19 protein-coding genes are annotated in these 25,214 nt (G+C 74.2%); 7 read left to right on the forward strand and 12 right to left on the reverse strand.

Features of this window, described 5'->3' with window-relative positions:
* Positions 1-50: 50 nt before the first annotated feature.
* On the forward strand, positions 51-845 hold the full coding sequence (locus AMK27_RS20920; protein ID WP_073910388.1) for a hypothetical protein: 795 nt from the start codon (positions 51-53) through the stop codon (positions 843-845).
* 16 nt (positions 846-861) lie between these two features.
* On the opposite strand, the gene AMK27_RS20925 is transcribed toward AMK27_RS20920, so the two are convergent.
* Positions 862-2,451 carry a cell division protein PerM gene (locus AMK27_RS20925; protein WP_079188543.1) on the reverse strand — a complete coding sequence of 530 codons (1,590 nt, stop codon included), beginning with the start codon at positions 2,449-2,451 and terminating at the stop codon, positions 862-864.
* Positions 2,452-2,603: 152 nt separating this feature from the next.
* On the opposite strand from AMK27_RS20925, the gene AMK27_RS20930 reads away from it, so the two are divergent.
* Positions 2,604-4,007, forward strand: coding sequence for a sigma factor-like helix-turn-helix DNA-binding protein (locus AMK27_RS20930; protein ID WP_445194863.1), 1,404 nt, complete (start codon positions 2,604-2,606; stop codon positions 4,005-4,007).
* A 114-nt stretch (positions 4,008-4,121) separates the two neighbouring features.
* Here AMK27_RS20930 and sucD read toward each other — a convergent pair whose 3' ends face one another.
* The 6 genes from sucD to AMK27_RS20960 form a co-directional block, all read right to left on the reverse strand.
* The gene (gene sucD, locus AMK27_RS20935) at positions 4,122-5,006 is read right to left on the reverse strand and encodes a succinate--CoA ligase subunit alpha (RefSeq protein WP_073910396.1); all 885 of its coding nucleotides are present in this window, start codon (positions 5,004-5,006) and stop codon (positions 4,122-4,124) included.
* A gap of 19 nt (positions 5,007-5,025) precedes the next feature.
* Positions 5,026-6,204: an ADP-forming succinate--CoA ligase subunit beta gene (gene sucC, locus AMK27_RS20940; protein WP_033210588.1), complete on the reverse strand. Its 1,179-nt coding sequence runs from the start codon at positions 6,202-6,204 to the stop codon at positions 5,026-5,028.
* 476 nt (positions 6,205-6,680) lie between these two features.
* On the reverse strand, positions 6,681-7,967 hold the full coding sequence (locus AMK27_RS20945) for a VWA domain-containing protein (protein WP_241847568.1): 1,287 nt from the start codon (positions 7,965-7,967) through the stop codon (positions 6,681-6,683).
* On the reverse strand, positions 7,964-10,255 hold the full coding sequence (locus tag AMK27_RS20950; RefSeq protein ID WP_073910400.1) for a DUF5682 family protein: 2,292 nt from the start codon (positions 10,253-10,255) through the stop codon (positions 7,964-7,966). The genes AMK27_RS20945 and AMK27_RS20950 overlap by 4 nt, the downstream gene beginning before the upstream one ends.
* Positions 10,252-11,409 (reverse strand): ATP-binding protein, encoded by a 1,158-nt coding sequence (locus tag AMK27_RS20955; RefSeq protein ID WP_073910403.1) that lies wholly within the window; start codon positions 11,407-11,409, stop codon positions 10,252-10,254. The genes AMK27_RS20950 and AMK27_RS20955 overlap by 4 nt, the downstream gene beginning before the upstream one ends.
* Positions 11,410-11,567: 158 nt before the next feature.
* Positions 11,568-11,981, reverse strand: a complete 414-nt coding sequence (locus AMK27_RS20960; RefSeq protein WP_073910408.1) for a hypothetical protein — start codon at positions 11,979-11,981, stop codon at positions 11,568-11,570.
* 149 nt (positions 11,982-12,130) lie between these two features.
* On the opposite strand from AMK27_RS20960, the gene AMK27_RS20965 reads away from it, so the two are divergent.
* Positions 12,131-13,477, forward strand: coding sequence for an SWIM zinc finger family protein (locus AMK27_RS20965; protein ID WP_198955913.1), 1,347 nt, complete (start codon positions 12,131-12,133; stop codon positions 13,475-13,477).
* Positions 13,478-13,536: 59 nt separating this feature from the next.
* Entirely contained in the window at positions 13,537-15,180 is a 1,644-nt protein-coding gene (locus AMK27_RS20970) for a DUF5691 domain-containing protein (protein WP_073911865.1), read from the forward strand.
* A 121-nt stretch (positions 15,181-15,301) separates the two neighbouring features.
* Here AMK27_RS20970 and AMK27_RS20975 read toward each other — a convergent pair whose 3' ends face one another.
* Entirely contained in the window at positions 15,302-15,709 is a 408-nt protein-coding gene (locus AMK27_RS20975) for a cobalamin B12-binding domain-containing protein (protein ID WP_073910412.1), read from the reverse strand.
* 303 nt (positions 15,710-16,012) lie between these two features.
* Between AMK27_RS20975 and AMK27_RS20980 the strand changes: the two genes are divergently transcribed.
* The gene (locus AMK27_RS20980; protein ID WP_073910416.1) at positions 16,013-16,801 is read left to right on the forward strand and encodes an esterase/lipase family protein; all 789 of its coding nucleotides are present in this window, start codon (positions 16,013-16,015) and stop codon (positions 16,799-16,801) included.
* Between the two features lie 222 nt (positions 16,802-17,023).
* Positions 17,024-18,730: a M23 family metallopeptidase gene (locus AMK27_RS20985; RefSeq protein ID WP_073910419.1), complete on the forward strand. Its 1,707-nt coding sequence runs from the start codon at positions 17,024-17,026 to the stop codon at positions 18,728-18,730.
* 73 nt (positions 18,731-18,803) lie between these two features.
* Here AMK27_RS20985 and pcrA read toward each other — a convergent pair whose 3' ends face one another.
* Positions 18,804-21,254: a DNA helicase PcrA gene (gene pcrA / locus AMK27_RS20990; RefSeq protein WP_073910423.1), complete on the reverse strand. Its 2,451-nt coding sequence runs from the start codon at positions 21,252-21,254 to the stop codon at positions 18,804-18,806.
* 157 nt (positions 21,255-21,411) lie between these two features.
* On the reverse strand, positions 21,412-21,765 hold the full coding sequence (locus AMK27_RS20995) for a hypothetical protein (RefSeq protein ID WP_073910426.1): 354 nt from the start codon (positions 21,763-21,765) through the stop codon (positions 21,412-21,414).
* A gap of 343 nt (positions 21,766-22,108) precedes the next feature.
* On the opposite strand from AMK27_RS20995, the gene AMK27_RS21000 reads away from it, so the two are divergent.
* Entirely contained in the window at positions 22,109-23,227 is a 1,119-nt protein-coding gene (locus tag AMK27_RS21000) for a C40 family peptidase (protein ID WP_073910429.1), read from the forward strand.
* On the opposite strand, the gene AMK27_RS21005 is transcribed toward AMK27_RS21000, so the two are convergent.
* Together AMK27_RS21005 and AMK27_RS21010 are read right to left on the reverse strand one after the other, a co-directional pair.
* Positions 23,228-23,941, reverse strand: coding sequence for a LuxR C-terminal-related transcriptional regulator (locus AMK27_RS21005; RefSeq protein ID WP_073910433.1), 714 nt, complete (start codon positions 23,939-23,941; stop codon positions 23,228-23,230).
* A complete protein-coding gene (locus tag AMK27_RS21010; RefSeq protein ID WP_073910437.1) occupies positions 23,938-25,200 on the reverse strand; it encodes an ATP-binding protein in 1,263 nt (420 codons plus the stop codon). The genes AMK27_RS21005 and AMK27_RS21010 overlap by 4 nt, the downstream gene beginning before the upstream one ends.
* Positions 25,201-25,214: the final 14 nt, after the last annotated feature.

Consider the following 25,214-nt stretch of genomic DNA (forward strand, 5'->3'; position numbering starts at 1 on the left):
GACCACGGGTGCGGCCGTGGTCGAGACGACAGAGGGAAGACGTTCAGCAGATGCCCGAACGCCAGTCCACCGACGACAACAACCCGTTCGCGCCGCCGCCCGAGGGCAGGCCGGATCAGCCGTGGCAGCCGCGGCGACCCGACGGCTCCGACAGCCCGGCCGACGAATCGTCCGGGGGCTCCGGGTCGTCGGGGCCGTCGGACGGCCGCTGGAGCCCGCGCCAGCCGGGCCGCTCGGACGACGGCTTCGGCCGTGGGCCCGAGCGGCAGGGCGGCGGCCAGGGAGGACCCGAGGGCGGACCCGGACAGGGTGGGCCCGGCCAGGGCGGCACCGGAGGACGGGGGCTCCGCTGGGACCCGACGGACCCGGCGCAGCGCCGCGCGCGGTACGCGATCCTCGCCGGCATGTGGGCCTTCTTCTTCGCCATCTTCGAGATCCCGGAACTGGCGCTGCTGCTCGGCGCCCTGGGCGTCTACTGGGCGATCAGCTCGCTGCGCACCAAGCCGAAGCCGGCCGACGAGCTGTCGCCGACATCACAGTCGGCGGCCGGGCCGGCGTCTCAGCCCTCGGGACAGGCCGCGGGCCGGCCCTCGGGACAGCCCGTGGGCCGGCCTTCGGGGCAGGGCGCGACGGCGGCCCCGCTCCGCTCGATGCGGACGGCCGCGATCAGCGGTCTGGTCGCGGCGAGCGTGGCCCTGATGATCGTCGCGGTGGGCTTCACGATGCAGCTCGTCTACCGCGACTTCTACGAGTGCCGTGACGACGCCCTCACCCACGCCGGCCAGCTGGCCTGCAACGACCTCCTGCCGAAGCCGCTGCGCGCGGGCTTCGGGGTCCGGGAGTAGCACGGCGGACGCGCCCCTAGTCGACTGACCTCGGCGGGGGCGGCGAGGCCGGGGGCGCGCCGGGTTCCCAGGCCGCCGGGAGGTAGTCGTAGGGCTCGAAGGCGGAGTCGCCGTACGGGTCGTAGTCGTCGTAGCCGCCGTACGGCGGGTCGTCGTCGGGCCCGGGGCCGGCGGCGGCCGGCTTCGCCCCGGCCGTTCTCCCGGCGGGGTCCGCCGGGAGCGACTCCGGCGCCTTCTCCGTCACCGGCCCCTCCGGGGCGGACGGGCTTGAGGAGGCCGGCGGGGTGCCGGAGCCGGCCGCGGCCACGGGACGTGCCGCGGAGCCCGAAGGGCCCGGGACCCCCGAAGCCACGGAGAATCCCGGAGCCACGGCCGACGGGGCGGGGGCCCCGGCCGGCTCCGGCGGGCGCTTCGAGCGCGGGACGCGCCGGCCCCAGGCCCGGACCCCCAGGGCCACCGGCACCCCGACGCAGGCGCCCCACAGGACGGTCGCCGCGCCCGTCTGCCACCACACCGGGCCGAACGCCGACAGCCGGGCCGTGCCGAGCGCTCCGCCCGCCGCGGCCGACAGCACCGCGACCACGGCACCGCAGCCCCAGGCCGCGCCCAGCGCCGTCAGTGCCGTGTCCCGGGCCGTCCAGGTCCGCGCCGAGCGGCCCACCCGGCCGCCCTGGAGCATCACGGCCACGAGCGGGACCGCCGCGGCCGCCCCGTGCATCCAGCCGCCGCGCCCGTCCTCGGGCAGCGCGGCGAGCAGCGGGAAGGGCGGTGCGGCCGGGTCGCCGACCAGGCCCAGCGGGGTCGCGAACGCGCCCGTGCCGAGGGTGAAGCCCGGCCCCAGCCCGTACGCGGCTCCCCAGACGGCCATGTTCGGGAGCAGCGCGAGGACCAGCAGCAGCACCGCCACCCGCCCCGACCACTCCCCCGTGAGCGCCGCGTACGCGGCCTGCGCCTCGCCGGCGTGCCAGGCCAGCGAGACCGCCGCGACGACCGCGCCGCCGCCGAGCAGCGTGACGAGCCCGAGCCCGGCCGCCCGCAGGGCGGCGGCCGCCTGGCGCTGCTCGGGGAGGGGGCGTCCGAACGCCGTCCACGCGCCCGCCCCGGCCGCCCCGGCCACGACGGCGGGCAGCCAGAGCCCGGCGCTGAGCGGTTCGACGGGCAGCGGGCCGCTCTCGGCGTAGACCACGACGGCGGCGGCGACCAGCAGGTACCCGCCGGCCACGGCGCCGACCGCGCCGAGCGCGGAAGGGGGTCGCCGGTCTCCGCCGTCGGCCGCGTCGAGGGTGTCGCGGGCGGCGCGGTGGACGAGCCAGACGGGCAGGACGGCCAGGAGCATCGGCACGACGCCGAGGGGCGCGGGGAGTCCGGAGAGGGTGTCCGTACGGACGAGGTCCACGCCGTGCGCGAGCAGCCAGAGCCCGGCGGCGAGGTGCAGGGCGCCGCCGGGGCCGCTGTCGGGGTAGGGGGAACTGATCCAGGCGGCGACCACCAGGACCGCGAGGGCGCCGAGTCCGAGTCCGGCGGCGACCCCGCCCCGGACGCAGGCGGTGGCGAGCGCTGCGGAACGGCCGCCCCGGACCAGGGGGTGCTCGGTCACATGGGTCACGGGGCCATGCTCCCAACGACACGCGCTTTTGCCGCGTAACAGGCAAACCTCCGTTGTGTCGCTCAATATACGTTTATGTACTTTTCCGCCCACAGCAGCTCTGCGGGAGGTCGACGCCGATGAGCCGGAGCACCGCGGATTCCGCATCCTCCGTGACCCTGCCGACCCCGAAGGAGCGGCGCAGGTTGCGTGAGGCCCTCGCGCTGAGCGAGGAGCAGGTCGCCGAGGCCATGGGCGTCACGAAGGCCACGGTCAAGGCATGGGAGACCGGGCGTTCGGCACCACGGGGCCGCAAGCGCGAGGCGTACGCGAAGCTGCTCGGCGCGTGCGGGCCGGACGACGGACCGGGCGGCACCCCGGGCTCAGCGGACGCGCCGGCCGCCTCCTCGCCGGCCGCCTCCTCGCCGGCCGCTTCCCCCGCGACCACACCCCCGGCTGCTTCGCCCGCGGCTGCTTCGCCCGCTTCGGAGCAGCCCGCCGAGCCGCCCTGGTACGCGCCGCCGTCACCCGTACGGCCGCAGGCCCCGGGGAAAGCGCAGACGCAGGCCCCCGCCCCCACGGCGAACGTCCGGCCCAAGGCCGCCGCCAAGCGGGCCGCCAAGCCGCCGAAGGCCCCCTCCCCGTCGCCGGTCATCGCCGCGGGCCCGGCCCGCAAGGGCAGCCCGAGACCGCAGGAACGGCTGAAACCGGTCGCGGCCGAGGCCCCGGCCCCGTGGGTCGCGGAGGAGCGGCCCGTCGGGCCCCCCGCCGTACCGGGGGTCACCCCCGAGGAGGCCTTCGACGCGCTGTACGCGCAGGCGGCGTCCGGTCTCGTCCACCAGACGTATCTGCTGACCGGCCGGCGGCGGCTCTCCCGGGAGTCCGTCGAGCAGGCCTTCCACCGGGCCTGGGAGCACTGGCCGGAGGTCGCCCGCGACGCGGACCCGGTGGGCTGGGTGCGGGCGACGGCGTACGAGTACGCCCTCTCCCCCTGGCACCGGCTGCGCCGTACCCACAAGCACCCCGACGCGCCGCCCGCCGAGGCGGGCCGGCGGGCGCTGCTCACCGCGCTCCTCGAACTGCCGGCCCCGTACCGCCGAACCGTCCTGCTCTACGACGGGCTCGGGCTCGACCTGCCGGAGACCGCCGCCGAGACCGAGGCGAGCACCCCCGCCGCGGCCAACCGGCTGCTGCACGCCCGCACGGTCCTCGCGAAGCGGGTCCCCGAACTGGCCGATCCGGACGCCCTGCACGAGCGGCTCGGCGCGCTCGTCACCGAGGCGCCGACGACCACCCTCCCGGCGGCCCGCACCGTCCGGGGCGGCAGCGAGCGCCGGGCGCGGACGTGGACGCGCGCGGTGCTGGGGGTGACGACGGTCCTCATCGCGGTCACGGGCCTCACGGCGGCGACCGCGCCGACCCACTACATCCCGGTCAACGCCCCCGGCGAGACCGTCAACGGCGTGCCGGTCCGCGGCGGACCGCAGAAGCTCCGCCCGGAGGACGTGGAGCTCCGCGACAGGCTGCGCTCCGAACCGAACCCGGGCCCGGAGCGGCTGGTCCCGGCCGCCGAGTGACCCCGGCCCGACGGCCGCCGCACACGAGAGGGCCCCGCCCTCGCCCGGGTGACCGGGCGGGGGCGGGGCCCTCTCGTACGACCGCCGCGGCGCACCGCGGCTACGTCAGGTGCTTCAGCCCGCGAGGATCGCGCGCGCCAGCTTGGCCGTCTCGGTCGGCGTCTTGCCGACCTTGACGCCGGCGGCCTCGAGGGCCTCCTTCTTCGCCTGGGCGGTGCCGGAGGAGCCGGAGACGATGGCGCCGGCGTGGCCCATGGTCTTGCCCTCGGGCGCGGTGAAGCCCGCGACGTAGCCGACGACCGGCTTGGTGACGTTGGCCTTGATGAAGTCGGCCGCACGCTCCTCGGCGTCGCCGCCGATCTCACCGATCATGACGATCAGGTCGGTCTCGGGGTCCGCCTCGAACGCCGCGAGGGCGTCGATGTGCGTGGTGCCGATGACCGGGTCGCCACCGATGCCGACGGCGGACGAGAAGCCGATGTCACGGAGCTCGTACATCATCTGGTACGTCAGCGTGCCGGACTTCGAGACCAGGCCGATGCGGCCCGGCTTCGTGATGTCGCCCGGGATGATGCCGGCGTTGGACTGGCCCGGGGTGATGAGACCGGGGCAGTTCGGACCGATGATGCGGGTCTTGTTGCCCTTGGCCTGGGCGTACGCCCAGAAGGCAGCGGAGTCGTGGACCGCGATGCCCTCGGTGATGACGACGGCCAGCGGGATCTCGGCGTCGATCGCCTCGACCACGGCGGCCTTCGCGAACGCCGGCGGGACGAAGAGGACCGAGACGTTGGCGCCGGTCTCCTTCATCGCCTCGGCGACGGAGCCGAAGACCGGGACCTCGGTGCCGTCGAAGTCGACGCTCGTGCCGGCCTTGCGCGGGTTCACGCCACCGACGATGTTGGTGCCGTCACCCAGCATGAGCTTGGTGTGCTTCATGCCCGTGGCACCGGTCATGCCCTGGACGATGACCTTGCTGTCCTTGGTCAGGAAGATAGCCATGGTGTTCTGACCTCGTCCCTTACTTCGCAGCCGCGAGCTCGGCGGCCTTGTCGGCCGCGCCGTCCATGGTGTCCACACGCTGCACGAGCGGGTGGTTCGCGTCCGACAGGATCTTGCGACCCAGCTCCGCGTTGTTGCCGTCGAGGCGCACGACCAGCGGCTTGGTGACCTCTTCGCCCTTGGAGGCGAGGAGCTCCAGGGCCTGGACGATGCCGTTGGCGACCTCGTCACAGGCGGTGATGCCACCGAAGACGTTGACGAACACGGACTTGACGTCCGGGTCGCCCAGGATGATCTCCAGGCCGTTCGCCATGACCTCGGCGGAGGCGCCGCCACCGATGTCGAGGAAGTTGGCCGGCTTCACGCCGCCGTGGTTCTCACCGGCGTACGCGACGACGTCCAGGGTCGACATGACCAGACCGGCACCGTTACCGATGATGCCGACCTCGCCCTCGAGCTTGACGTAGTTGAGGTTCTTGGCCTTGGCGGCAGCCTCGAGCGGGTTGGCTGCGGCCTTGTCCTCGAGCGCCTCGTGGTCGGGCTGGCGGAAGTCGGCGTTCTCGTCGAGAGACACCTTTCCGTCCAGCGCCAGGATGCGGCCGTCCTTGGTCTTCACCAGCGGGTTGACCTCGACGAGGAGCGCGTCCTCGGCGACGAAGGTCTTCCACAGGGTGACCAGGGCCTCGGCGACGCCCTCGGCCACGTCGGCCGGGAACTTAGCCAGCGCCACGATCTCGCGGGCCTTCTCGATGTCGACGCCGTCGACGGCGTTGACCGGGACCTTCGCGAGGGCCTCGGGGGTCTTCTCCGCGACCTCCTCGATGTCCATGCCGCCCTGCACCGACGCCATCGCGAGGAAGGTGCGGTTGGTGCGGTCGAGGAGGTACGAGACGTAGTACTCCGCCTCGATCTCCGGGGACAGCTCGGCGATCATCACCTTGTGGACCGTGTGGCCCTTGATGTCCATCCCGAGGATGTCCGTCGCGCGGGCGACGGCCTCGTCCGGGTTCGCCGCCAGCTTCACGCCGCCGGCCTTGCCGCGGCCACCGACCTTCACCTGCGCCTTGACGACCGACTTGCCGCCAAGACGCTCGGTGGCCTCGCGCGCCGCCTCAGGCGTGTCGATGACTTCACCGGCCAGCACCGGTACACCGTGCTTGGCGAAGAGGTCCCTCGCCTGGTACTCGAACAGGTCCACGCGCGTCCGTCCCTTTTCTGATGATCGCGGTTCGTTGTCTGCGTGGGCGTGCCGCGAAGGGCAACGTGACTGCACTGTCACAAGGGAGGCGCACACGGTGACCGTGGACGCGGCATGTCCGTCTCGCAGGTTATCGCCGAGGGACGCGGGTCCCTAAATCGCAGATCACAACAGAGCGGTGATACGGGTCACAGGCTGTAGGGGGCACGGGGTCGCGGGTAGGGGGTGCGCGGCGGCGGCGCGCGGCCCGCGCGGCAGGCGGGGCTTGGCCTCCCGCCCCCTCACGACGCGCCGGGAAAGCGGGTGAGGGCCGTTCCGGGAGGGGTGTGATATGGGACTCAGTGAGGCCCGGGACACCCGTGCGGGTGGTCCCGCGACGACGGATTCCGTACCCGCGGGCGGGAGAGACGGCGGCGGGGCGGGGCGGCTTGGCGGGCCGGTCGGGCCGGTCAGGTCAGGTGCGGCGGCCGGTCAGGTCAGGTCGCGGGGATCGGCAGCGGGCGCTTCTCCAGGGCGGCGGCCATGATCTCCGGGAACAGGTCGGGGGTGCAGGCGAAGGCCGGGGCGCCGAGCGCGGCGAGCGCCGCCGCGTGGTCGCGGTCGTAGGCCGGGGCGCCCTCGTCGGAGAGGGCGAGCAGGGCGATGAACTGGACGCCGGAGGCCTTCATCGCCGCGACCCGCTTCAGCATCTCGTCGCGGATGCCGCCCTCGTACAGATCGCTGATGAGGGCGACGACGGTGTCGGCGGGGCGGGTGATCTTCGACTGGCAGTGGGCGAGGGCGCGGTTGATGTCGGTGCCGCCGCCGAGCTGGGTGCCGAAGAGGACGTCGACGGGGTCGTCGATCCGGTCGGTCAGGTCCACGACGGCGGTGTCGAAGACGACGAGCCGGGTGGCGATCGACCGCATGGAGGCGAGCACGGCGCCGAAGACGGAGGCGTGGACGACGGAGGCGGCCATGGAGCCGGACTGGTCGACGCAGAGCACGACCTCCTTCCGTATCGCCCGGGAGGCACGCCCGTGGCCGATCAGCCGCTCGGGGACGACCGTGCGGTGCTCGGGCAGGTAGTTCTTGAGGTTGGCGCGGATCGTCCGGTCCCAGTCGATGTCCCGGTGGCGGGGGCGGCTGATCCGGGCGGAGCGGTCGAGGGCGCCGGTGAGGGTCGCACGGGTGCGGGTGGCGAGGCGCCTCTCCAGGTCGTCGACGACCTTGCGGACGACGGCCCGCGCGGTCTCCCTGGTCGTCTCCGGCATGGCCTGGTGGAGGGAGAGCAGGGTGCCGACCAGATGGACGTCCGCCTCGACGGCCTCCAGCATCTCCGGCTCCAGGAGCAGGGTGGCGAGGCCGAGGCGGTCGATCGCGTCGCGCTGCATGACCTGGACGACGGAGCTGGGGAAGTAGGTGCGGATGTCGCCGAGCCAGCGGGCGACCGAGGGCGCGGAGGCCCCGAGTCCGGCCGAGCGGTCCCGGCCGGTGCGGTCGCCGCCCTGGTTCCCGCGGCCGTAGAGCGCGGTGAGGGCGCCGTCCATGGCGGCGTCGGTGCCGGTGAGCGCCCGGCCGGTGCCGTCGGACTCCCCGCCGCCGAGGACGAGACGCCAGCGGCGCAGCCGCTCGTCGCCCGCGGGCCCCGCGTGCACGACGGTGCTCGGGTCGGCGGTCGGGCCGGGGGCTGTGTCGGGGGTGGTGGCTGTGGTGGCGGGGGTGCCGGTGGTGCCGGTGCCGGTGGTGCCGGTGCCGGTGGTGCCAGTGGTGCCGGTGCTCATACGAGGGCCTCCGTGCCGAGGACGAGGTGGAGGAGCGGCAGGACGGCGTCCGCCCGGTCCCGGTCGGGGGTGGGCGCGAAGCCGGGCACGCCGGGGCTGGTGTGCCCGGCCCCGCCGGCCTTCGGGCCGCGGGCGACCAGTTCGCCGAGGGTGCGGCGGACGCCCGGCTCGTATCCGGAGAAGGTCCGCCGCAGCAGCGGTAGGACGTCGGTGAACGCCTCCGCCGGGACGCCCGTCAGCCAGTCGTCGACCAGTCCGAGGAGCCGCTCGTCGTGGACCAGGAGGAGTCCGCCGCCCGAGGCCCCGCCGACGAAGCCGTCGATCCAGGCGGCGGCGTCGGGCGGCGGGGTGCCGGGAGAGAGGGCGCGGCTCATCAGGAGGGCCGCCTCGTCCTCGGCGACCCGGCCCTCGTCGAGGAGGAGCCGGGCCGCACGGCCCCTGAGGAGGCCCGGGATCCGGTCGCGGTCGGCGAGCCGGCGCAGGGCACCGGCCCAGAGGTCGGTGAGCCCGTCGGCTCCGGGGAGCAGTCCGACGGCCTGGTGCACCTCGTCGATCCGCTCGCGCATGGCCTCGGCCGCCTCGGTGTCGAGTCCCGCGCAGGCGGGCGGCAGGCCGACGCAGATCCGTTCGGCGAGGCCCGCGGCGACCTCGGCGAGGGCCGCCGTCCCGGTGCCCCGGACGTCGCCGTAGCGCAGGGAGCGGGCGAGGGCGGGGAGGGCCTGGGCGAGATGGGCGACGTCGGCGTCGAGCGCCGCCCGGTCGGCGAGCGCCCGCATGACGACGGGGAGCGCGTCGGTGAGCCCGGCGAGCAGGCACTGCTCGGCGAGGGCCGTGATGTCGGCGAGGGACTTCGCCCCCAGGGCCCGGGAGCCGGCGCGGGCGGTGGCGGCGGCCTCGACGGTGGTGCCCCAGACGCCGGCCTCGGCGACCTGGACGTGCAGCTCGGGCTCCCAGCGCAGCCGCCAGAGCTCCCGGAAGGTGCCGGTGCCGGAGCGGCCGGCGGCCGGTTCGCCCCAGCCGACGCCGAGGAGCCTCAGCCGGTGCAGCAGCCGGCTGCGCTCCCCGTCCAAGTCCTTGCGGAGGTCGAGATCGAGGTCGCGGTCGGTGGCCTCCGGCTTGAGGCGGAGGGTGCGCTGGCGACGGGCCAGGTCGCGCTGGAGGGGGACGGCGGGGGCGCCGGCCGGGACCTCGCCGAGGACGTCGCCGACGACGAGGCGGTCCCGGACGAGGTCGAGCGGCACGTCGGAGCCCTCGCAGAGCACGGCGCGGACGGCGTCGGTCGTCTCGTCGAGGCCGGGGAGCGGTCGGCCGCGCAGCGCGGCGAGGGTCTCGGCGAGCCGGACGGCCTCGATGACATGGGCGGAGGAGACGAGGTGGTCCTCGTCCCTGAGGAGCCCGGCGACCTTGGTCATCCACCGCTCGACGGGCCGGTCGGGGGCGGCGAAGAGATGCGCGTACCAGCCGGGCGACTCGATCCCGGCCCCGTACCCCGAGCGGCGGGCGAGCCTGCGGTGGGTCCAGGGGACCCAGGTCATCTCCGTCTTCACCTTCGGCAGCCCCTTGAGGAGGGCCCGGTCGGCGGCGACGGTGGTCTTCCGGGTGAGGGCGGGGACGTGCCAGGCGCCGCAGACGACGGCGACGTCGTCGCCGAACTCCTTGCGGGCGGCGCGCAGCCGGATCCGCATGTGGGCCTCGCGGACGAGGTCGCGGGGATGCCCTCCGTGGCCGTACGCCTCGCGGAGCGCGCCCATCGCCTCGGCGAGGGCGTCGAAGGGGGCGGTGGGGTCGTCGCCGGCGCGCAGTTCGACGACGTCCTCCCACCAGCGCTCGGCGTCCTCGTACCCGGCGACGCGGGCGAGTTCGGCGACCGGGTCGGTCCGCAGGCCGCCGCCGGAGACCTCTTCCTCCCCGTCGTCCCAGGTGGGGTCTGTGGCGGCCAGGCCGTGCGCGGCGGGCAGGTCGATGAACCGGACGGCGGCTCCCCGGTCGAGGGCCCAGCGGATCGCGACCCACTCGGGCGAGAACGCGGCCATCGGCCAGAACGCGGCCCGCCCGGGGTCGTCCACGGCGTGGGCGAGCAGGGCGACCGGCGGCCGCATGGCGGGGTCCGCGGCGAGCTCCACGAGCGCGTCGGCCTCGGCCGGGCCTTCGACGAGCACGGCGGCGGGCTGCGCCGCCTCCAGTGCGGCCCGCACCCCCCGGGCGGACCCGGGCCCGTGGTGCCGCACGCCGAGCACGATCGGCCCGGAAGGAGAGGAGGAGGCCCCGGCCGTGGACGGCGACGTCATCCGCTCACCTCGCGGCAGGCGCGGTAGAAGTCCTTCCAGCCGTCTCTCTCCCTGACCACCGTCTCCAGGTACTCCTGCCAGACGACCCGGTCGGCCGCCGGGTCGCGGACGACCGCGCCGAGGATGCCCGCCGCGATGTCCGCCGGGCGCAGGACCCCGTCGCCGAAGTGGGCGGCGAGCGCGAGGCCGCCGGTGACGACGGAGATCGCCTCGGCCGTGGAGAGCGTCCCCGAGGGGGACTTGACCCGCGTCCGGCCGTCGGTGGTGACGCCGTCCCGCAGTTCGCGGAAGACGGTGACGACCCGGCGGATCTCGTCGACGCCGTCCGGGACCGGCGGCAGGGCGAGGGAGCGCCCGAGCTGCTCGACCCGGCGGGCCACGATGTCGACCTCGGCCTCGGGGGTCGCGGGCAGCGGCAGGACCACCGTGTTGAAGCGGCGGCGCAGGGCGCTGGAGAGTTCGTTGACGCCCCGGTCCCGGTCGTTGGCCGTGGCGATCAGGTTGAAGCCGGGGACGGCCTGCACCTCCTGTCCCAGCTCGGGGAGGGGGAGGGTCTTCTCGGACAGGATCGTGATGAGCGTGTCCTGCACGTCGGCGGGGATGCGGGTGAGTTCCTCCACGCGCGCGGTCATGCCCTGCGCCATCGCCCGCATCACGGGGCTCGGCACGAGGGCGTCCCTGCTGGGGCCGTGGGCGAGCAGCCGGGCGTAGTCCCAGCCGTACCGGATGGCTTCCTCGGGGGTGCCGGCGGTGCCCTGGACGAGGAGGGTCGAGTCGCCGCTGACGGCGGCGGCGAGGTGCTCGGAGACCCAGGTCTTGGCGGTGCCGGGCACGCCGAGCAGGAGCAGCGCCCGGTCGGTGGCGAGGGTGGTGACGGCGACCTCGACGATGCGGCGCGGGCCCACGTACTTGGGGGTGATCACCGTCCCGTCGGGGAGGGTGCCGCCGAGGAGATAGGTGGCGACGGCCCACGGCGAGAGGCGCCAGCGGGCGGGTCGGGGCCGGTCGTCGGCGGCGGCGAGCGCGGCGAGTTCGTCGGCGAAGGCGTGCTCGGCGTGCGGCCGCAGGACCTCGGTCGCGGGCTGCGGCCGCCCCGGTCCGGTGTCCGTCTCGACACCGGAACGGGGCTGCGCGATGGTTTCGGGCACGGGCATGGATCCCCCTCCAGATCGTTCGATCTGCTGTGGGATCCACCGTGCACCATGCCACTGACAATCGGATGTCACCGCTGGTCAGGGGCTGTTGGAGAGGTGAGAGGCAGTCAGCCGGGGGCGGCCGGTCGGGCAGTCGGCCCGGAGGTCGTCCGGGAGGGTCAGCCCACGACCGGGGAGACGGCGACGCAGCCGCCGGCCATGGCCTGCTCGGCCTTGGCCTCCTTGATGACCTTGCCCTGGTAGATGACCTTGCAGGTGAGGTCGGCGGGGGTGAGCGAGACCGGCATGACGGCCGGCGGCATGATGCCCTTCAGCTTCACGGTCTTCGTCCACGGGGTGGTCGGCTTCTTCTCCGACTCGACCTTCGGCGCCATCGCGGTGCCGTCGCCCGCGTGGTAGTCGATGGACTCGATGCCCTTGCCGGTGACCTCGTACGTGACCTCGTAGGTCTCGGTGACCGACTTGTCGACCTGGTCGACGGCCTTCTCCGCGGCCTCGGAGCAGGCGCCGAGGCCGAGGGCGAGGCCGGCGACGGCGAGGGCCGAGACGGCGGTGCGGGCGGTGCGCTTCATACAGGTTCCCCCTGGGCGGTTCGCGCGGGTCGGTTGATCCCGCTCGAAGAATGGTAAAGGAAGAGTAAAGCGACTTCCTCCCGCCCTCCCCCGAGCCCGGACTCCCGGGCCCCCTGGCGTTGTCAGTGGCGGCCTCTACCGTCGAGGACATGAATGCCATGGGGGTGCGCTGGACGGCTGATCAGGTGCTGGCACTGGCTCCTGACGACGCCTCGCGCAGAGCGGGAAGCAAGCTCGGCACGGCCGGGCCGTGGTCGGGCAGGGGCAGCGGCGACGGCGCGGTCTGGGGGCTGTGCAAGGGCAGCGGCCGCGTGCCCTACCGGACGGTGGTCGACACGACGGGGCCCGCCTACCTGTGCGAGTGCCCCAGCCGCAAGTTCCCCTGCAAGCACGCGCTCGGCCTGCTGCTGCTCCAGGCCTCGGAGGGGACGGAGAGCGAGGAGACCGCCGCGCCCGACTGGGCCGCGCAGTGGCTCGCGGCGCGCCGCGCGCGGACCGGGAGCACGGCCCGGCCGGCCGGGGACGGCGGCGCCGGGGGCCCGGCGGATCCGGAGGCGGCGCGCCGCAGGGCGGAGCGCCGGGCGGCCCGGATCACCTCGGGCGCCGAGGAGTTGGAGCAGCGGCTCGCCGACCTGCTGCGCGGCGGCCTGGCGGCGGCCGAGCAGCGGGGGTACGGGCTGTGGGAGGAGACGGCGGCCCGGATGGTCGACGCGCAGGCGCCGGGACTCGCGGGCCGTGTCAGGGAGTTGGGGGCGATACCGGGCTCGGGGCCCGGCTGGCCGGTGCGGCTCCTGGAGGAGTGCGCGCTGGCCCATCTCCTCGACCGCGCCTGGCTCGCCGCCGACCGGCTGCCCGCACCGTTCGCGACGACCGTGCGGACCCGGGTCGGGCTCCCCTCCCCGGTCGACGGCGTCCCGGTGCGCGACCACTGGCTCGTGCTCGCGCAGCACGACGCGGCCGACGCCCGGCTGACCACCCGGCGCATCTGGCTGCACGGCGCGGCGAGCGGACGCACGGCGCTCCTGCTGTCCTTCGGCGCGGCGGGGCGGGCTCCCCGGCTGGCGCTCCCCGTGGGCGCGGTGCTCGACGGCGAGCTGACGCCGCACGCGGGCGCCGGTCAGCTCCGTGCGGAGCCGGGCGAGCAGTTCGTCCCGGTCGACGTCCCGGTCGTCCCGCCGCCGGGCGGACCGGTCGGCGCGGCCCTCGACGCGTACGGCCGCGCGCTGCGCGAGGACCCGTGGCTGGACTCCTGGCCCGTGACGCTCGGCGGGGTCGTCCCCGCGCGCGCCGAGTACGGCTGGCAGCTCGCCGACGGGGACGGCCGCGAGGCGCTGCCGCTGACCCCCGCCGCCCAGTCCCGCCCCGGGCTCTGGCGCCTGGTCGCCCTGTCCGGCGGAGCCCCGGTGACGGTGTTCGGGGAGTGCGGGCACCGGGGGTTCACCCCGCTCGCCGCCTGGTCCCGCGAGGCCCCGGGAGAAACGGTCCCTCTCATATGACCCCCGCCCACGGAACACCGTCCGGCCGGAGGACCCCGATGGAGCAGGAGAGGCCCCTGATGGAGCAGGACACGACGACCCCCACCCCCGGCGCTCTTCTCACGGACGACGACGGCTGGGAGGAGCTCGTCACCTCGGCCCTGCTCGGCACGGACCGCCGCCCGCCCGCCCGCCTCGCCGGCCTGCCGGCCGGAGACCTGCCGGGCGCCCTGCTCGACGCCGCCGCGCTGCACACCGTACGGCGGAGGGCGGGACTGCGGCCCGGGCCCGCCGCGTCCCCGCCGGAGCCCTCGCCCGAGGACCACCGCCGGCCGCTGCCCGGGGCCGCGCGGCGGCGGCTCGACCAGCTGCTCGCCGGCCGGGCCGCGCCCTCGCCCGCGGGACGGCGGGGGGCCTCGCCCGACCTGGCCGAACTGCTCCCGCAGTGGCTCGCCCTCGCCAACGAGCGCGGGTTCAAGGCCCCGTCCGCCACCCTGCCCGCCCTCCTCGACGCGGCCCGGGCCCGCACCGATCTGCGACCCCAGGCCCTGCTGCTGGCCGGGCCGCGCGGCCTGTGGCTGGCCCGGCTCAACCCCGAGTGGCGGTTCGCCCTGCGCGGCGCGGGCGCGGGCAGCTCCCTCCCGGACCCCGCGGACCGGGAGGGGGTACGGGCCCTGTGGGACGAGGGGCTGTTCGCCGAGCGGGTCGCCCTGCTCGGCACCGTACGGACGCAGGACCCGGCGGCCGGGCTCGCCCTCCTCGCGTCCACCTGGCCGGCCGAACGGGCCGAGGACCGGCTGATGTTCCTCGACTCGCTGCGGACCGGACTGTCCGGCGCGGACGAGGAGTTCCTGGAGGAGGCCCTCGGCGACCGCAGCCGCAACGTCCGCGCGACCGCGGCCGAACTGCTCTCCGCCCTGCCGGCCTCGGCGCTCGCGGGCCGGATGGCGGGCCGCGCGGTCACCTGCGTCGGCCTCGACCGGACGGCGGAGTCGCCCACGATCACCGTGGAGGCCCCGCACGAGTGCGACGCGGCCATGCAGCGGGACGGCCTCGCCGCGACACCGCCCGCCGGCCGGGGCGAGCGGTCCTGGTGGCTGGGCCAGCTCGTCGAGGCAGCGCCGCTGTCCTGCTGGCCGCCGAGGTTCGGGGGGCGCGCCCCCGAGGAGATCGTGGCGCTGCCGGTCGCCGACGACTGGCAGGCCGAGCTGCACGCGGCCTGGTGCCGGGCGGCCGTACGGCAGCGGGACGCGGCCTGGTCGCGGGCGCTGCTCGGCTCCCCGGCGACCCCGCCCGCGACGGGCCCGGGCACGTCGTCGCTGGCCGAGCGGGCCCAGCTCCTCTCGACGCTCGCTCGGGAGGAACGGGCCCGCTGGGTGGGGGCGTTCATCGCGGCCCATGGCCTGTCGGAGGCGTTCCAGCTGCTCGGCGTCTGCGAGGTGCCGTGGGCGGAGCCGCTCGGCGAGGCGGTGATCGACGCACTCGACATCGCGCGGGAGGCGGGCAGTTACCCGTGGAGCTTCAGCGGGGTGATGGGACTCGCGGAGCGCTGCCTCGCCCCGGAGGCGGCCCGGCAGCTGGAGTCCCTGACGGCACGGCCCGAGGAGGCGGAGGACATCTCCCCCGGCGCGGGCGGCTACTGGGCGGAGGCGTTCCAGCGCCTGGTCTCCACGCTGCGGCTGCGCGAGGCGATGAGAGCCGAACTCACGGAACCGGCCCGGTAGACGTCACGGAACCGGCACGCCGAAGGGCCCTCCCCTGCGGAAGGGCCCTTCGAAACGGCAGCGCACGCCTCAGCGCCCCTGCCGCCGAACGCATGCCGCAGCGCCCATACCGCCGAACGGACTACGCGGCCACGCGGACGTTCGCGTTCACCCAGTCGACGATGGACGCGGTCGTCGCGCCCGGCGTGAAGATCTCCGCGACGCCCTTCTCCTTCAGCGGCGCGATGTCCCCGTCGGGGATGATGCCGCCGCCGAAGACCTTGATGTCCTCGGCGTCACGGTCCTTGAGGAGTTCCAGGACCTTCACGAACAGGGTGTTGTGCGCGCCCGAGAGGATCGAGAGGCCGATCGCGTCGGCGTCCTCCTGGATCGCGGTGTCGACGATCTGCTCGGGGGTCTGGTGGAGGCCGGTGTAGATGACCTCCATACCGGCGTCGCGGAGTGCCCGCGCGATCACCTTGGCCCCGCGATCGTGGCCGTCGAGGCCGGGCTTGGCAACCACCACGCGGATCGGACCGGTCACACCCATCACTGCCTCCACATGAGACCCCCGCGCACCTTTGCCGGGGAGGTGAACGAACGTTGACACCAGCATCCCGCACCCGGCTGTTTCGCGACGGCGGCCGAGGGGGAAATCACACGTGGGACATGTTCGCTCTGCGTCGTACCCCGCTTTCGGGCCCTCCTCCTGGGCCCACCAGCCGCAAGCGGGGCACGGTCGCGAAGGGAGCCGCGACGAGGTCGCCGCGCCTCCGTGCCGCCGTCCGTGCGGCACGGGGGCGCGGCGTACCGGCGTACCGTCCGGCCCCGCATGCCGTCCGGGAGGTCGCCGATGGAGCTCACCAAGGTCACCGCCCTGATGAAGGCCACTGCCCTGGAGCTCGCGATCCTCACCGGCCATCTCGTCCTCTACCCGTCCGGGATCGTGGCGGAGCGCCTCGCGCCCGCCCCCGCCCCGTCGGTCACCCCGGGCCGGCGCCCGGTCGTGCTGCTGCACGGTCTCGTCGACAACCGCTCGGTCTTCGTGGTCCTGCGCCGTTCCCTCACCCGGAACGGCCGTGACTGTGTCGAGTCGCTCAACTACTCACCGCTCACCTGCGACCTGCGGGCCGCCGCGGAGCTGCTGGGCCGCCGGGTGGACGAGATCCGCGCCCGTACGGGACATGCCGAGGTCGACATCGTCGGGCACAGTCTGGGCGGGCTCATCGCCCGCTACTACGTGCAGCGGCTGGGCGGTGACAGCCGGGTGCGCACCCTGGTCACGCTGGGTACCCCGCACTCCGGCACCAGCGTGGCCCCGCTCGCCGACGCGCATCCGCTGGTCCGGCAGATGCGGCCGGGTTCGGAGGTGCTGCGGGAGCTCGCCGGGCCGTCGCCCGGCTGCCGGACCCGGTTCGTGAGTTTCTGGAGCGACCTGGACCAGATCATGGTGCCGGTGGAGACGGCGCGGCTCGACCATCCGGACCTGCTCGTGCACAACGTGCGGGTGAGCGGGATCGGTCATCTCGCGCTGCCGGTGCACCCCACGGTCGCCGCCGGGGTCCGGGACGCCCTCGACGCGGACGGCCGGGAGGCCCCCGGAGCGCGTGCGGAGGAGCCGGGCGCCACGTCCGTGGCGTGACACTCCGAAACCGTTCTTCGAACGTCTCTCGAACACAAGGCCAAAGCTCTCTCCGTGAGCTGGCGAAACACGGCCGATTGCCCGTTTCCTACGGCCCCGGCCACCGCCGAAGATTGTCGGCTGCGCATACCGCCGGGTACAGTCGCGCCACTGCTTACCCCCGGGACACCCTCGTCGGGCCCGCCCCGGACTGGTCCTGCTGCCGAGGCGAGAGAGACGTTGGTGAACGACCAGCACCCCCACGCCGGGTACGCCGGAGACGGCGCCCAGACCACCGGCAGTTTCGCCACCGATCCTCTCTTCGGCGCCTACGGCGACGGCGGATCGGACCAGAGCGGACAGTGGAACCTCGGCGGATACGACGTCACCGGCACGTACGGGACGGCGGAGCAGTACGGAACGACGACCGGTCAGTACGACGCCTCGCAGTTCGCCGCGACCGGTCAGTACGACATGACGGGGCAGTACGCCACCGCGACCGGGTCGTACGAGGCCACCGGCACGTACGACACGACCGGTCAGTGGGACACCACCGGGCAGTGGAACGCCACGGGCGCCTACGACACCACCGGCACGTACGGGACCACGGCCGGTCCGTACGAGACGACGACCGGGCAGTACGACACGACGGCCGCGCAGCACGGCACCACCCCCGCGTACGACACGACCGGCCAGTGGGACGCCTCCGCCTGGACCGAGGCCCAGCACACCGGCCCGCACGAGACCCTCCACGCCGGCGCCTACGCCGCCCAGGGGACGTACGGCTACGAGTCCTACGACGCGACCGGCCAGTGGGCCGCCCCCGCCTTCGCGACCGACACCGGCGCGTACGACGCGACCGCGTGGAACCAGGTGTCCCAGGAGGCCGAGCCGGTCGTCCCGCAGCAGTACACGCCGGGTCCCGAGCACACCGCGGAGTTCGCGTTCGAGTACGTCCCCGAGAGCGAGGCCGGCACTGCCGAGGCCCACGCCGACCTGGACGACGTCGAGCCCGCCCACGACCGGGCCGGACACGACGCCCCCGGGGACGAGGACGACGACCGTCACGAGGACCGCGAGGCCCACGACGCGTACGACGCCGACCCCTCCGGCCCCGACGACCAGCCCGCCGTCGAGGTCCGCACGGACTCCCCCCACGCCGGCCGCCCCGTGCGCCGCTCCTCCAACGGCAGCCGAGGCCGGCGCCGTACCCCCGCGAAGCGCTCCGCGCTGCTGACCGTCGCCGTTCCCTCCGCCTGCGTCATGGGAGTCGCCGGCATCGCCGCCGCCTCCGTCGGCGGGCTCACCGGAGCCGGCACCGACGGCGCGAAGAAGGAGGACACGACCGCGCTCGCCGCCGCCGACCCGGCGTCCGTGAAGCAGGTCGCCGCCAACAACGCGCTCGACACGCAGCTCGCCGCGCTCAGCGCCGACGCCCGCGACTTCGGCGACCGCGCCAGCCGCACCCAGGAGCGCATCGACCTCAAGGCACGCCAGGCGGCCGACAAGAAGAAGCGCGAGGAGGAGGCGGCCCGCAAGGAGGCGCTGCGTCCCAAGTACATGCTGCCGGTGGAACTCCACCGGCTCAGCGCGCGCTTCGGCCAGTCCGGCGTCAACTGGATGTCCGTGCACACCGGCATCGACTTCCCCGTGCAGACCGGCACGCCCGTGATGGCCGCGACGGACGGCACCGTCCGCACCCAGATCAACAGCGCCTACGGCAACATGGTGATCGTGACCGCGCCCGACGGCACCGAGACCTGGTACTGCCACCTCAGCAGCGCCAAGATCCGCTACGGCCAGGTGAAGGCCGGCGACGTCATCGCGTACTCCGGCGACACCGGCAACTCCACCGGCCCGCACCTCCACTTCGAGGTCCGGCCGGGCGGCGGCTACGCGATCGACCCGCTGGCCTGGCTGCGCAGCCACGGTCTCGACCCGACCAGCTGACCGCACACTCCGCGCACGCGAGCGGGCCCCGGCTTCTTCGGCCGGGGCCCGCTCGCGTCCGCCGCCTCCGCGGCTACAGCTTCTCGACCGGCGCGTACCGCAGCAGCAGCCGCTTCGGCTTCTCGTCGCCGAAGTCGATCGTCGCCTGGGCGTCCCCGCCCGCGCCCGTCACCGTCATGACCGTGCCGAGGCCGAACTGGTCGTGCGTCACCCGGTCGCCGACCTGGAGGGAGATCACCGGCTTCTCCCCCGCACGCCGGGTCGCGAAGCCCGAGGGGCCGGAGCGCGCGCGGGAGGAGGAGAGCGAGGAGGTGATCCCCGAGGTCGGCCCGGCGGGCTTCGCCATCGGACCGGTCCGCTTCCAGTCCAGGTACGCGGGCGGGATCTCCTCCAGGAAGCGCGAGGCCGGGTTGTACGAGGGCTGGCCCCAGGCGCTGCGCATCGACGAGCGCGTCAGGTAGAGCCGCTCCCGCGCGCGCGTGATGCCCACGTACGCGAGACGCCGCTCCTCCTCCAGTTCCTTCGCCTGGCCGAGGGCGCGCATGTGCGGGAAGACGCCGTCCTCCATGCCCGTCAGGAACACGACGGGGAACTCGAGGCCCTTGGCGGTGTGCAGCGTCATCAGGGTGATGACGCCCCGGCCCTCCTCGTCCTCGTCCGGGATCTGGTCGGAGTCGGCGACGAGCGCGACCTTCTCCAGGAACTCGGCGAGGGTCGCCGGCTCCTCGCCGCGCTCCTGCTCGAACTCCAGGGCCACGGCGGCGAGTTCCTGGAGGTTCTCGATCCGGGTCTCGTCCTGCGGATCGGTCGATGCCTGGAGCTCGGCGAGATAGCCCGTGCGCTCCAGGACGGCCTCCAGGACGACGGCGGGTCCGGCGCCGGACTCGACGACGGTGCGCAGCTCGTCCATCAGCGCGTTGAACCGCTTGACGGCGTTCGCCGAGCGGGCCGCCATGCCGTACGCCTCGTCGACCCGCTTGAGGGCCTGCGGGAAGGTGATCTTCTCGCGCAGCGAGAGGGCGTCGATCATCGCCTCGGCGCGCTCGCCGATGCCCCGCTTGGGGACGTTGAGGATGCGGCGCAGCGGGACGTTGTCCTCGGGGTTGGCGAGGACGCGCAGGTAGGCGAGGACGTCACGGACCTCCTTGCGCTCGTAGAAGCGCACGCCGCCGACGACCTTGTAGGGCAGTCCGACGCGGATGAAGATCTCTTCGAAGACGCGGGACTGGGCGTTGGTCCGGTAGAAGACGGCGACGTCTCCCGCCTTGGCCTCGCCCGCGTCGGTGAGCCGGTCGATCTCGTCGGCGACGAACTGGGCCTCGTCGTGCTCGGTGTCGGCCACGTAGCCCGTGATCTGCGAGCCCGCGCCGGCGTTCGTCCAGAGGTTCTTGGGGCGGCGGGACTCGTTGCGCTCGATGACGGCGTTCGCGGCGGAGAGGATCGTCTGGGTGGAGCGGTAGTTCTGCTCCAGGAGGATCGTCGTCGCGTCCGGGTAGTCCTCCTCGAACTGGAGGATGTTGCGGATGGTGGCGCCGCGGAAGGCGTAGATCGACTGGTCGGCGTCGCCCACGACGCACAGCTCGGCGGGGCCGAGGTCCTCGTAGCCGGTGCCGACGAGCTCCCGCACGAGGGTGTACTGGGCGTGGTTGGTGTCCTGGTACTCGTCGACGAGGACGTGCCGGAAGCGGCGGCGGTAGTGCTCGGCGACGTCGGGGAACGCCTGGAGCAGGTGGACCGTCGTCATGATGATGTCGTCGAAGTCCAGGGCGTTGGCCTCGCGCAGCCGTGCCTGGTACATCCGGTAGGCCTCGGCGAGCGTCTTCTCGAAGCCGTCGACGGCCTGGTCGGCGAAGGTCTCCTCGTCGATCAGCTCGTTCTTGAGGTTCGAGATCTTGGCGCTGAACGACTTCGGCGGGAACTTCTTCGGGTCGAGGTCCAGGTCGCGGCAGACCAGGGACATCAGGCGCTTGGAGTCGGCGGCGTCGTAGATCGAGAAGGAGGACGTGAAGCCAAGCCTCTTCGACTCGCGGCGCAGGATGCGGACGCAGGCGCTGTGGAAGGTCATCACCCACATCGCGTTGGCACGCGGTCCGACGAGCTGCTCGACGCGCTCCTTCATCTCGCCCGCGGCCTTGTTCGTGAAGGTGATCGCCAGTATCTGGCCGGGGTGCACGTGCCGGCTGCCGAGCAGGTGGGCGATGCGGTGGGTGAGCACCCGGGTCTTGCCGGAGCCGGCTCCGGCGACGATGAGCAGCGGGGTGTCCGTGTGGACGACGGCCGCGCGCTGCTGCTCGTTCAGCCCGTCCAGGAGCGCCGCGGTGTCCACGACGGGGCGGGGGGCGCCGTCGCGGTAGTGGGTGTCCCGGGCGGGCGGGGGCACGTCGAAGTGCTCCCCGAAGAGGTCGTGCGGGACGTCCTCCCCGGCCGGGGAGCCGTGCTCGTGGTCCTCGGGGTGGGGCGGGGGCTCCTCCGAGGAGTGGTTCTGGAGGCCGGCCAGGAAGCTGTCGTCAAAGAGGCTGCTCATCGCCTCACGAGTCTAGGACGCCCCACCGACATCCGGGCCCGCCTTCGGGATCCGCCTTCCTCACAGGCCTGCGGTACCGGTCACACCCACCCGCCCGGCCGCCGCCCGACCGCCGCCCGGAGGGCCCGGGCTCACGCCCCGGGTCACGCCCCGACGGTCACGTCCAGAGGGTCGCGATGAAGATGTTCGCCATGGTCAGACCGCCGACCGCGGCGAAGAGGCCCTTCTCGACCCGCTCCTCGTCGCGCTTGACGTAGACGAGGGCGAGGATCACCACGAGGATCCCGAGCTTGATGCCGATCTTGAGGTTGTTGACGCTCTGGTCGTCCGCCTGGTTGAGGCCGACCAGCGCGACGCCGGTGACGAGCATGGTCAGGGCGCCGTGCAGCATCGCCGGGCTGAAGCGGGCCGTACCGGCCCCCATCGCCTTCATCTGGGTGAGGAACCCGCCCAGCAGGGCGGCGATACCGATGATGTGCAGGGCGACGAAGACATTGATGAGTACGTCCATGCGCCGGAGCCTAACCGGGGCCCTAGCACCGCCTTCCGGCCGGGTCCACCCGGTCCGCCGCTTCGGTCGGACGACCGCCGCAATGCCCCTCGGCCCGCCACCCCGGACGAAAGACATCGGTCGCCGACCGCCAAGTGTCGCCAATAGCGGTCATCCCGCCGTCCGGGCGTGACCCCAGGTTTAGCGTCCTTCACCAGGTGGCCGGCTCCCCACCACCGTCGGCGATCCGGCGGTTGTCGGTCACCCCCGCCGAGAAAACCCGGCGGCGGTCCGTCTCCCCTGTGCGGCCCGCCGTCGGCCCGGCGGGCCCGTGTCCCCCAGGCAGAGGATGTGACGCGCCCTCGTGGCAGCACACCGAAAACCCAGGCAGTCCCCCCTCGGTGGCCAGGCCGGCCGCACCGCCGCCACCCTCGCCCTCGCCTCCGCCGCGACCGCGACCCTCTTCGAGGGATCCGGGCACGCCGAGCCCCGCCCCACCACCGCACAGGTCAAGGAGAAGGTGGACCGGCTGTACGAGGAGGCCGAGGTCGCGACCGAGCGGTACAACGGGGCGAAGGAGAAGGCCGACGAGGCCCGCACCGCGTTCGAGCGGCTGCGCGACGAGGCCGCCCGCAGGACCCAGCGCCTCAACACCGCGCGGGACGGGCTCGGGGCCATGGCCGCCGCCCAGTACCGGTCCGGGGGACTCGACCCCGCCGTCCAGCTCGCCCTCACCTCGAACCCCGACCAGTACCTGGAGCGGGCCGCGCTCGCCGAGCGGGCCGGGGAGCGGCAGGCGGCCGCCGTCAGCGCCGTGCGCCGCGAGCTCGCCGCCGTCCGGCAGCTGCGCGCCGAGTCGACGGGGCGCCTGGACACACTGCGCGGGCACGAGACGGAGCTGCGGCGGCAGAAGGCCGCGGTCCTCGGCAAGCTCCAGGCGGCACGGACCGTGCTCGCCCGGCTGACCGCGGAGGAACGCGCCCGGTACGAGGCCGCGGAGGCGGGCCGCGACGGCTCCGGCGCCTCCGCCGGGAACAGCGCCGCCGGCGGTACGGGCACGGCGACCGCCGCTCCCGCCACCGCGCGCGCCGACCGCTCCTCGGGCGGCGACCGCGCCCCGGTGACCGCGCCGAACGGCCGGGCCGCCGAGGCCGTCTCCTTCGCCCGCGCCCAGCTCGGCAAGCCGTACGTGTGGGGGGCGACGGGCCCCTCGGCGTTCGACTGCTCGGGCCTCACCCAGGCGGCCTGGCGCGCGGCCGGCGTCTCGCTGCCGCGCACCACGTACACCCAGATCAACGCGGGCCGGCGGGTCTCCCGGTCCCAGCTCGCTCCGGGCGACCTGGTCTTCTTCTACTCCGGGATCAGCCACGTCGGGCTGTACATCGGGGGCGGCCAGATGATCCACGCCCCCCGCCCCGGGGCCCCGGTCAGGGTCGCCCCCCTCGACGAGATGCCCTTCGCGGGAGCGACCCGGGTGGGCTGATCAGACCAGGCGGCGGGCGGTGGCCCAGCGGGTCAGTTCGTGGCGGTTGGACAGCTGGAGCTTGCGCAGCACGGCGGAGACGTGCGACTCGACCGTCTTCACCGAGATGTAGAGCTGCTTGGCGATCTCCTTGTACGCGTACCCCCGGGCGATCAGCCGCAGCACCTCCCGCTCCCGCTGGGTCAGCCGGTCCATGTCCTCGTCCACCGGCGGCGCGTCCGTCGACGCGAAGGCGTCCAGGACGAATCCGGCGAGCCGGGGCGAGAAGACGGCGTCGCCCTCCTGGACCCGGAAGACCGAGTCGACCAGGTCGGTCCCGGTGATGGTCTTGGTGACATAGCCCCGGGCACCGCCCCGGATCACGCCGATGACGTCCTCGGCCGCGTCCGAGACGGACAGGGCGAGGAAGCGCACCGGGTTCTCCGCCGCGCTCATCAGGCTCGCGCAGCGCCGCAGCACCTCGACGCCGCCGCCGCCCGGAAGGTGCACGTCGAGGAGGACGACCTCGGGGCGGGTCGCCGTGATGACGGTGACCGCCTGGTCGACGTCGGCGGCCTCGCCGACCACCTCGACACCGGTGACGTCGGTGCGGCCGATCTCGGCCTGCACTCCCGTGCGGAACATCCGGTGGTCGTCGACGAGCACCACCCGCACCCGGCGCTCCGTGCCCGCCCCCGCCTCGGTTCCGGTCGCTTCTCCGGTCTCGTCGCTCATCCGTCCGCCCTCTCCATCTCAAGCTCCACTTCGGTGCCCCCGCCCGGCACGGACCGCAGCCGGGCCGTGCCGCCGTTGCGCTGCATCCGGCCGATGATCGATTCTCGTACGCCCATCCTGTCCTCGGGGACCGCGTCGAGGTCGAATCCCGGCCCCCGGTCCCGGACCGAGACGAACACCGTGCGGCCCTCGACCTCCGCGTACACCTGCACGGCTCCGCCCTCGCCACCGTACTTCGCGGCGTTGACCATCGCCTCGCGCGCGGCCTGCATCTGCGCGACCAGGCCCTCGTCGAGCGGGCAGTCGCCGACGACGACCACCTCGAGCGGGACGCCGTGCTTGTCCTCGATCTCGGCCGCCGCCTTCTTCACCGCCTCGGCGAGCGTCTCGGGCTCCTCGTCCCGTCCTGTGCCCTCGGGCTTGTACAGCCAGTTCCGCAGCTCGCGCTCCTGGGCGCGGGCGAGCCGGCGGACCTCGCCCGCGTCCTCGGCGTTGCGCTGGATCAGGGTGAGGGTGTGCAGCACCGAGTCGTGGACGTGGGCCGCGACCTCGGCGCGCTCCTGGGCGCGGATGCGCATGGTCCGCTCCTCGGTGAGGTCCTGCGACATCCGGACCAGCCAGGGGCCGGAGAGCAGGGCTATGCCGGTGAGCACGGCGACGGCGGCGGTGAGGGCCGTGCCGAGCTGGGCGACCGAGCCGCGGACCACCACGAAGACCGCGAGGCCGGCGCCGACGAGGGCGACGCCGACGAGACCGCGGGCGAGCTGGAGGGCGCGCGTGCGGCGGCCGGGATCGGTCCAGCTGGCCCGGCGGGCGTTGTCCGCCTGGCGCCAGACCAGGGCGACGCCGACGCCGACGAGGAGCAGGGGCCAGACGTACCGGCCGGACTCGCCGTCGACGCTGATGTTCCCGATGAGGAGCGCGGCGCCGATCGCCAGCACGACGAGGGCGAAGACCTGTCCCCGGTCGGGCTTGCGGAGTCTTCGGCGGCCGTCGGGGGTGGTCTCGAAGACGGGGCGCGGGGCGGTCCTCCCGCCGACGCCGAGCGGGACGACGATCCAGAAGGCCGCGTAGATCAGGAGTCCGAGGCCGTCCAGGAAGCACATGACCACGAAGGCCATGCGGACCCAGACCACCGGCAGCCCGAGGTGGCCCGCGAGGCCGCGCGCGACACCGCCGAGCCATCGCCCGTCGGCGCTCCGGTAGAGCCTGCGCACGGGCGGTTCGTCGGTGTCGGTGACACGAGCGGCTGCGGACATGCACCGATCGTCAC

Origin of the sequence: Streptomyces sp. CB02009, assembly GCF_001905825.1 — a bacterium.
In the GTDB taxonomy this organism is placed as follows: Bacteria; Actinomycetota; Actinomycetes; order Streptomycetales; family Streptomycetaceae; genus Streptomyces.

What these genes read in the sequence shown, in the direction of transcription:
- AMK27_RS20920 (WP_073910388.1), top strand. Translation starts at nt 51, where the DNA reads ATGCCCGAACGCCAGTCCACCGACGACAACAACCCGTTCGCGCCGCCG.
- sucD (WP_073910396.1), bottom strand. Translation starts at nt 5,006, where the DNA reads ATGGCTATCTTCCTGACCAAGGACAGCAAGGTCATCGTCCAGGGCATG.
- AMK27_RS20945 (WP_241847568.1), bottom strand. Translation starts at nt 7,967, where the DNA reads ATGAGCACCGGCACCACTGGCACCACCGGCACCGGCACCACCGGCACC.
- AMK27_RS20950 (WP_073910400.1), bottom strand. Translation starts at nt 10,255, where the DNA reads ATGACGTCGCCGTCCACGGCCGGGGCCTCCTCCTCTCCTTCCGGGCCG.
- AMK27_RS20955 (WP_073910403.1), bottom strand. Translation starts at nt 11,409, where the DNA reads ATGCCCGTGCCCGAAACCATCGCGCAGCCCCGTTCCGGTGTCGAGACG.
- AMK27_RS20960 (WP_073910408.1), bottom strand. Translation starts at nt 11,981, where the DNA reads ATGAAGCGCACCGCCCGCACCGCCGTCTCGGCCCTCGCCGTCGCCGGC.
- AMK27_RS20965 (WP_198955913.1), top strand. Translation starts at nt 12,131, where the DNA reads ATGAATGCCATGGGGGTGCGCTGGACGGCTGATCAGGTGCTGGCACTG.
- AMK27_RS20970 (WP_073911865.1), top strand. Translation starts at nt 13,537, where the DNA reads ATGGAGCAGGACACGACGACCCCCACCCCCGGCGCTCTTCTCACGGAC.
- AMK27_RS20975 (WP_073910412.1), bottom strand. Translation starts at nt 15,709, where the DNA reads ATGGGTGTGACCGGTCCGATCCGCGTGGTGGTTGCCAAGCCCGGCCTC.
- AMK27_RS20980 (WP_073910416.1), top strand. Translation starts at nt 16,013, where the DNA reads ATGGAGCTCACCAAGGTCACCGCCCTGATGAAGGCCACTGCCCTGGAG.
- pcrA (WP_073910423.1), bottom strand. Translation starts at nt 21,254, where the DNA reads ATGAGCAGCCTCTTTGACGACAGCTTCCTGGCCGGCCTCCAGAACCAC.
- AMK27_RS20995 (WP_073910426.1), bottom strand. Translation starts at nt 21,765, where the DNA reads ATGGACGTACTCATCAATGTCTTCGTCGCCCTGCACATCATCGGTATC.
- AMK27_RS21005 (WP_073910433.1), bottom strand. Translation starts at nt 23,941, where the DNA reads ATGAGCGACGAGACCGGAGAAGCGACCGGAACCGAGGCGGGGGCGGGC.
- AMK27_RS21010 (WP_073910437.1), bottom strand. Translation starts at nt 25,200, where the DNA reads ATGTCCGCAGCCGCTCGTGTCACCGACACCGACGAACCGCCCGTGCGC.